Raw genomic sequence first — 6,956 nt, 5'->3', positions numbered from 1 at the left:
CGCGATAGAGAAGTCGAGGTCGCCGGCCCTGCTTCACGCAGAGCCGTCACATTGCCAGTCGAAGCTGTCATCCAAAAAGCCTCTTTACTGCGTGACCAAAGGGCAGCCGCTTTCCGAAGGCTTCATGTAAGCCTGATCGCCGGGGATGGTTGCCAGCACCTTATAATAATCCCAAGGCGCCTTGCTTTCATCCGGCTTCTTCACTTCCATCAGATACATGTCATAGATCATGCGTCCATTGGCGCCGACCTTGCCGTGACGGGCAAAGACGTCTTCAACCGGCATTTCATGCAGCTTCTTGGCGACGGCTTCGGTTTCATCCGTGCCTGCTTCCTTGATCGCCTTCAGATATTGTGTGACGGCAGAGTAGGTGCCCGCCTGGATCATATTCGGCATACGGCCGGTGCGGTCGAAGAAGCGCTTGCCGAAGGCGCGCGATTCATCGTCGCGATCCCAGTAGAAGCCTTCGGTGAGCGTCAGGCCCTGTGCGGCTTCGAGGCCGAGACCGTGCACTTCCGACAGGGTGAAGAGCAGGGCGGCGAGGCGCTGGCCGCCGGCCACGATGCCGAATTCTGCGGCTTGCTTGATGGTGTTCGACGTGTCGAGACCCGCATTGGCAAGGCCGACAACCTTGGCGCCTGAAGCCTGGGCCTGCAGCAGGAAGGAGGAATAATCCGTGTTGGACAGCGGATGGCGGACGGAACCGAGCACCTTGCCGCCCTTCGATTCCACGAATTTCGTGGTCTGCTCTTCCAGCGAATAGCCGAAGGCGTAATCGGCGGTCAGGAAGAACCAGGTATCGCCGCCCTGCTGCACGAGCGAACCGCCGGTGCCAACCGCAAGCGCGTGGGTGTCATAGGCCCAATGGAAGCCATAAGGCGTGCACTGCTTGCCGGTCAGTTCCGAAGTGGCGGCACCTGTATTGATGGTGATCTTCTTCTTGTCCTTGGACAAGGCCTGTACGGCGAGGCCGACGGACGAGGTCGTCAGTTCCATGATGGAATCGACCTGTTCGGTGTCGTACCACTGGCGCGCGATGTTCGATGCGACGTCCGGTTTGTTCTGATGGTCGGCGGTGATGATTTCAATCGGCGCATCCAGCACCTTGCCGCCGAAATCCTCGGCGGCCATCTTCGCCGCTTCATAAGACCATTTGCCACCGAAATCGGCATAGACGCCCGACTGGTCGTTCAAGATGCCGATCTTGACTTTACCATCGGAAATTTCCGCAGCCGACGCGATGGCGGTTGCAGCCAGCAGTGCTGCCGTTGCGAGTGCAAGACGCTTCATAAAATACTCCTCCCAATAATTCCCTTGACCCCTCGACAAAATCGAACGGTATCCTCCAGAGAAGCGGCCTTTTCCAGACAGGATGACCGACCTCCTCAGATCGATCATCTTTGTGCTTCCGCCCGATATGTTCCTCCATTCGGGTTTTCGATTGGAACGGTAGCATTGACAAATGCGTACAAGAACAACAATTTTTGAACAGCGTCTGTTCATAAATGTACAGATGCCATAGGGAAAATGCGGGCAGACTATAGGGAGCAGTATGTGCGGCAGTTTACATGGGACGATCTGCAATATTTTCTGGCTGTTGCGCGCACGGGGCAGCTCTCCACCGCGGCGCGGCAATTGCGCACCAGCCACGTGACGGTGCTGCGCCGTATCGACCGGCTGGAACAGGCGCTGGCCACCAAATTATTCGAGCGCAACCCGCGTGGTTATCTGCTGACGCCGATGGGCGAACGTCTGGTCGAGCCTGCGGAAATCATGGAACGCGAGGCCATGAAGTTCCAGACCGAAGCCACCGGCAATCTCGCGGCGCTGTCGGGCGTTGTGCGTCTTTCGACGCTTGAGGGTTTCGGCAATTTCTTTCTGGCCGACCGCCTGCCGGTTCTGGCGCAATCCTATCCGAGCCTGTTCGTGGAAGTGGTGACGATCCAGCAGATCATGTCGCTTTCGCGCCGCGAGGCGGAACTGTCGATTACGCTGCATATGCCGCGCAACGGGCCTTATCACAGCGAGAAGCTCACATCCTACCGGTTGTTCATCTATGGCCATCGCGACTATCTGGCCCGGCATCCGCCGATCCGCAGCAGGGACGATTTGGCGCGCCATCCCTTCATCGGCTATATCGAGGACATGGTGTTCACGCCCGGCCTTGATTACATGCGCGAGATCCTGCCGGGCCAGCGCTGCACGTATCAAAGCTCCAGCATTCACGCGCAGCTTGTCGCCACGCAGACCGGCTATGGCCTGTGCGTTCTGCCGTTTTTCATAGCCAGCAAGCATCCCGAACTGGTGCCTGTTCTGCCGCACGAAATGCATCTGGAGCGCGAATACTGGATGAGCTGCCACGTGGATGTCATGGCAGCGCCGCGTATCCGGGTCATCAGCGATTTCATGGTTCGCGCCGTGCGGGACTTCTCAGGTGATTTTCTCGGCGAAAGTCTTTTGCCTGCGGTCAGAGATTGACGCCCGTAAAGGCGATAAAACACGCCACGGCGAGAGCGATGCAACCAAACAAAATAATGGATAGACTGAGCGTGTTCATGGTCCCCCTCCACTTTACGCAACGTAAAGTGGGTATGCGGGGCTTCGACGTTCGAGTCCAGCTGGAATATCTGCCAGTCAGACGAAAGTCGTAGGCGCAAAATGAAAGCCCCGGACGAACCGGGGCTTTGGATTATTTCTGCTTGGCGAGGCCTTGTTCCCGCATCTGGCTCAGTGACATTTTTGGCGAAAGCGCTTCGGGATCGATGCGGATCTCGATCAAGGCGGGCTTGCCGGATTGTTCGCAACGCTCGAAAGCGGCTGCAAAATCGGCTGTCGCTTCGACCGTTTCGCCGTGCAGGCCGTATGCCCGGGCGAGGGCTGCGAAATCGGGATTGGCGAGGCCTGTGCCGGAAACGCGGCCCGGATAGGTGCGCTCCTGATGCATGCGGATGGTGCCGTACATGCCGTTATTGACCACGACGAAAATCGCCTTCGCATTATATTGCGCGGCGGTCGCCAGTTCCTGACCGTTCATGAGGAAGCAGCCATCACCGGCAAAGGCCACGACGGTGCGCTCCGGCGCCGCCAGCTTGGCGGACACGGCAGCGGGAACGCCATAGCCCATGGAACCGTTGGTGGGTGCCAACTGGCTGCGATAGGTGCGGTACTGATAAAATCGATGCGGCCAGGCGGAATAGTTGCCAGCCCCATTGGTGATGATGGCATCGGCTGGCAGATGCGCGCGCAGCCATTCCATGATTTCGCCCATCTGCACCGCGCCCGGTATGACCGGCGTTTTCATGTTGTCGCGATAATCGGCATTGGCCGTCTCAGCCCATGCCTTGCTGCGCGGTGCGGCGATGGGGGCAAGCTTTGATGCAGCGCGGGCAAAGGCCGGCATGCTGGCATTGATCGGCAGATCGGCGTGATAGACGCGGCCCAGTTCTTCGGCACCCGGATGGATGTGGATCAGCTTTTGCTGCGGCACCGGAATGCTGACAAGCTCATAGCCCTGCGTGGTCATTTCGCCAAGCCGCGCGCCGACCACCACGAGAAGGTCGCTGTCGCGCACGCGCTGCGCAAGCTTCGGGCTGATCGATGTGCCCATTTCGCCCGCGTAAAGCGGATGGGTGTTGTCGAACATGTCCTGACAGCGGAACGAAGCCGCCACCGGCAGATGCATGTTTTCAGCGAATGTTTGCAGGTCGCGCACAGCTTGCCTGTCCCAACCGCCACCGCCGACGATCATCAGCGGGCGCTCGGCCTTTTCGATCAGTTGCACCATGTCCTGCAACTGGTCCTGACCCGGATGCATTTCGACCTTCTTATAGGCCGGGGCATCGCTGACGGCGGCATAAGATGTCAGCATATCTTCCGGCAGGGCAATCACCACCGGGCCGGGGCGTCCGTTGACGGCGCGATGAAAGGCCTGACTGACCAGTTCAGGAATGCGGGCGGCATCGTCGATCTGCACCACCCATTTGGCCATCTGGCCGAACATGCGGCGGTAATCGACTTCCTGAAAGGCTTCGCGTTCCACCTGATCGCTGGCCACCTGACCAATGAACAGCAGCATCGGTGTCGAATCCTGAAACGCGGTGTGCACGCCGACAGAGGCATTGGTCGCGCCCGGTCCGCGGGTGACAAAGCAGATGCCGGGCTTACCCGTCAGTTTGCCATGGGCGTCGGCCATATAGGCAGCACCGCCTTCCTGACGGCAGACGATCAGTTCGATTTCATCCTGCACATCGTGAAAAGCGTCGAGCGCGGCGAGATAGCTTTCTCCGGGAACGCAGAAAACACGGTCCACGCCGTGAATGCGCAACGCGTCTACCAATATCTGGCCCCCGTTACGCGTATTGGGTTTGCTGGTCATCTGATGCATTTCCTCACTCTCAAAATGCGGACGATTGTTCGTCTCTTGTTTGGATGGCATGCGATCCGTAGGTTACTGACATAACAGCATAGCCCCCGGCGCGAATACAGACTAAACATGATGACCAAAACGGATGATCTCATGTCGGGAGGACAAGATGGCGCAAGCAAACTCTGGCAAGATTCGTGTCGGCATTGGCGGCTGGGCGTTCGAGCCGTGGGATGAAAGCTTTTATCCCGAAAAACTGGCGAAGAAGCGCCAGCTGGAATACGCATCCAGCAAGATGACCTCGATCGAGATCAACTCCACCTATTACGGCCCGCAAAAGCCGACGACTTTCGCCAAATGGCACGACGAAACACCGGAAGGCTTTGTCTTTTCGCTGAAGGCGCCCCGCTTTTCGACCAATCGCCGCGTGCTGGCGGAAGCGGGCGAAAGCATCGAGCGCTTTCTCACCGGCGGCGTGATGGAGCTGAAGGAGAAGCTTGGCGTCGTCAACTGGCAGTTCATGGGCACGAAGAAATTCGATCCCAAGGATTTCGAGGCCTTCCTGAAACTCCTGCCGAAACGTCTCGATGGGCGCGATCTGCGCCATGCGGTGGAAGTGCGCCACGACAGTTTCAATGTGCCGGAATTTACAGCGCTTCTGCGGGAATATGGCGTTGCGGTGGTTATTGCAGGCGATAGCGCATTTCCGCAATTTGCCGATATGACGGCACCTTTCGCCTATCTGCGCATCATGGGCACCAAGGAAAGCGAGCCGCTTGGCTATAGCGAGGCCGAACTCGACCAGTGGGCGAAGCGGGCAAAAGCGATTGCCGAAGGCCAGAAGCCGGACGGGCTGAAAACCGTCACGCCGCCGGTGGCCGATAATATAGCGCGCGATGTCTATCTCTATGTCATCAGCGGCTATAAGGCGCATAATCCGCACGCGGCCATGGCCTTGATTGATCGGCTGAAATGATGCCTCCTGACGGCTGTTGATTTTCATCTGAGTCGTCCGAGTTCCATCATGCCGCATCTCGATCTTCCCGCCCTTCGCGCCTTCGTCGATACTATTCCGCAGAACTATAAGGGGCCGGGCGGTGTCGTCGCCGTCGTCAAGGATGGCGAAGTTGTCATCAGCCATGCGTGGGGCTTTGCCGATCTGCGCACGCGCCAGCCGATGACGGCGCAAACGCGGATGCCGATCTGTTCGGTCAGCAAGCAATTCACCTGCGGCGTGCTTCTCGACAGCGTGGGCGAGCCGGAAGCGCTGGACGATGCGCTTCGCACTTATCTTGCCGATTTCGTGGGTGAACGCCCGCGCGCGCGGGACCTGTGCAACAACCAGTCGGGCCTGCGTGATTACTGGGCGCTAACAGTGCTGTGCGGCGGCGACCCGGAAGGCGTGTTTCTGGGCGAAGATGCCCAGAAACTGCTGCGCGGCCTGAAAACCACGCATTTTGCGCCGGGCAGCCATTATTCCTACTGCAATGGCAATTTCCGCATTCTGGCCGATCTGATCGAAAGCCATACGGGCCGTTCACTGGTCGAGCTTCTGGCAGCGCGGATTTTCCAACCGGCTGGCATGAAGACGGCGGAACTCATTCCCGATACGGCGCTTTTCACCGAATGCACCGGCTATGAGGGCGATACGGTGCGCGGGTTTCTGCCCGCCACCAACCGCATTCACTGGATGGGCGATGCGGGCATTTGCGCCTCGCTGGACGACATGATCGCCTGGGAAAAGTTCATCGACGCGACACGCGATGACGCGAACGGACTTTATCGCCGTTTGAGCGGACCGCAGACGTTCAACGATGGCGCAGCCGCCCCTTATGGCTTCGGCCTGAAATTCGAAGAGGTGGGCGGCAAGCGGCTGACCGGCCATGGCGGCGCTTTACGCGGTTGGCGCTGCCAGCGCTGGCATTGCGCCGATGAGCGGATTTCCACCATCGCCATGTTCAATTTTGAAGGCGGTGCATCCGATCTTGCAGCGAAGCTGATGAAGCTCGCGCTCGGTGTGTCATCGGCGGAATCGCAACCCGTTGAGGCCGATGCGGGCTGGTTCGGCTCATGGTTAGATGCCGAAACCGGTCTGGTGCTGAGCCTTGACGATGCCGGGCGTGGGCGCATGAAGGCGCGTTTTGGAACCAGCCCGGAAGTGATGGATGTGGTGAGCAAGGATGAAGCGCGTTCATCCACGACGGCTATCCGTCGCGAAGGCGATGTGGTCCATCTCACTCGTGCGGATGAAAATCTCTCCCTCACCATGCATCGTGTGACGGGCGAGGCCAAACGTGACATTCTTGGACGTTTCCGCAGTGAGGAGCTTGGCGCAAGTCTTCTTCTCGTGGCCGAAGGTGGCGCGATTTATGGCGCTTTCGAAGGGTTCCTTGGCAAAAGTGACATGTATCCGCTTTATGCGGTCGGTTCCGATGTCTGGCTTTTGCCGGTACAGCGTTCGATGGATGCGCCGTCGCCGGGCGAATGGAAGCTGGTCTTCCGTCGTGATGACAAGGGCGATATTTTCGCAGTTTCGGTCAGCTGCTGGCTGGCGCGGGCTATTGATTATCTGAAGGTTTTCGACTGAACGAGG

Annotated in this window: 5 protein-coding genes; 3 read left to right on the top strand and 2 right to left on the bottom strand. The window is 58.7% G+C overall.

The window, feature by feature from the left end:
* Window positions 1–84: 84 nt before the first annotated feature.
* The gene (locus tag D8666_RS05420; RefSeq protein WP_109369604.1) at window positions 85–1,290 is read right to left on the bottom strand and encodes an ABC transporter substrate-binding protein; all 1,206 of its coding nucleotides are present in this window, start codon (window positions 1,288–1,290) and stop codon (window positions 85–87) included.
* Window positions 1,291–1,554: 264 nt separating this feature from the next.
* Here D8666_RS05420 and D8666_RS05415 point away from each other — a divergent pair, with 264 nt between their 5' ends.
* Window positions 1,555–2,478 carry a LysR family transcriptional regulator gene (locus D8666_RS05415; protein WP_121536616.1) on the top strand — a complete coding sequence of 308 codons (924 nt, stop codon included), beginning with the start codon at window positions 1,555–1,557 and terminating at the stop codon, window positions 2,476–2,478.
* 211 nt (window positions 2,479–2,689) lie between these two features.
* Here D8666_RS05415 and D8666_RS05410 read toward each other — a convergent pair whose 3' ends face one another.
* Window positions 2,690–4,375 carry a thiamine pyrophosphate-binding protein gene (locus D8666_RS05410; RefSeq protein ID WP_109370287.1) on the bottom strand — a complete coding sequence of 562 codons (1,686 nt, stop codon included), beginning with the start codon at window positions 4,373–4,375 and terminating at the stop codon, window positions 2,690–2,692.
* 157 nt (window positions 4,376–4,532) lie between these two features.
* On the opposite strand from D8666_RS05410, the gene D8666_RS05405 reads away from it, so the two are divergent.
* Both D8666_RS05405 and D8666_RS05400 read left to right on the top strand, forming a co-directional pair.
* Complete coding sequence (locus tag D8666_RS05405; RefSeq protein ID WP_109369602.1) at window positions 4,533–5,339, top strand: DUF72 domain-containing protein; 807 nt, start codon at window positions 4,533–4,535, stop codon at window positions 5,337–5,339.
* Window positions 5,340–5,387: 48 nt separating this feature from the next.
* A complete protein-coding gene (locus D8666_RS05400; protein WP_121536614.1) occupies window positions 5,388–6,950 on the top strand; it encodes a D-aminopeptidase in 1,563 nt (520 codons plus the stop codon).
* Window positions 6,951–6,956 lie beyond the last annotated feature (6 nt).

The sequence above is a fragment of the Ochrobactrum soli genome (assembly GCF_003664555.1).
In the GTDB taxonomy this organism is placed as follows: Bacteria; Pseudomonadota; Alphaproteobacteria; order Rhizobiales; family Rhizobiaceae; genus Brucella; species Brucella teleogrylli.
This window is presented reverse-complemented; position numbering and strand designations above follow the sequence as displayed.

Excerpts from the sequence above, each read along its gene's own strand:
- D8666_RS05420 (WP_109369604.1), bottom strand. The coding sequence starts at position 1,290 with ATGAAGCGTCTTGCACTCGCAACGGCAGCACTGCTGGCTGCAACCGCC.
- D8666_RS05410 (WP_109370287.1), bottom strand. The coding sequence starts at position 4,375 with ATGACCAGCAAACCCAATACGCGTAACGGGGGCCAGATATTGGTAGAC.
- D8666_RS05405 (WP_109369602.1), top strand. The coding sequence starts at position 4,533 with ATGGCGCAAGCAAACTCTGGCAAGATTCGTGTCGGCATTGGCGGCTGG.
- D8666_RS05400 (WP_121536614.1), top strand. The coding sequence starts at position 5,388 with ATGCCGCATCTCGATCTTCCCGCCCTTCGCGCCTTCGTCGATACTATT.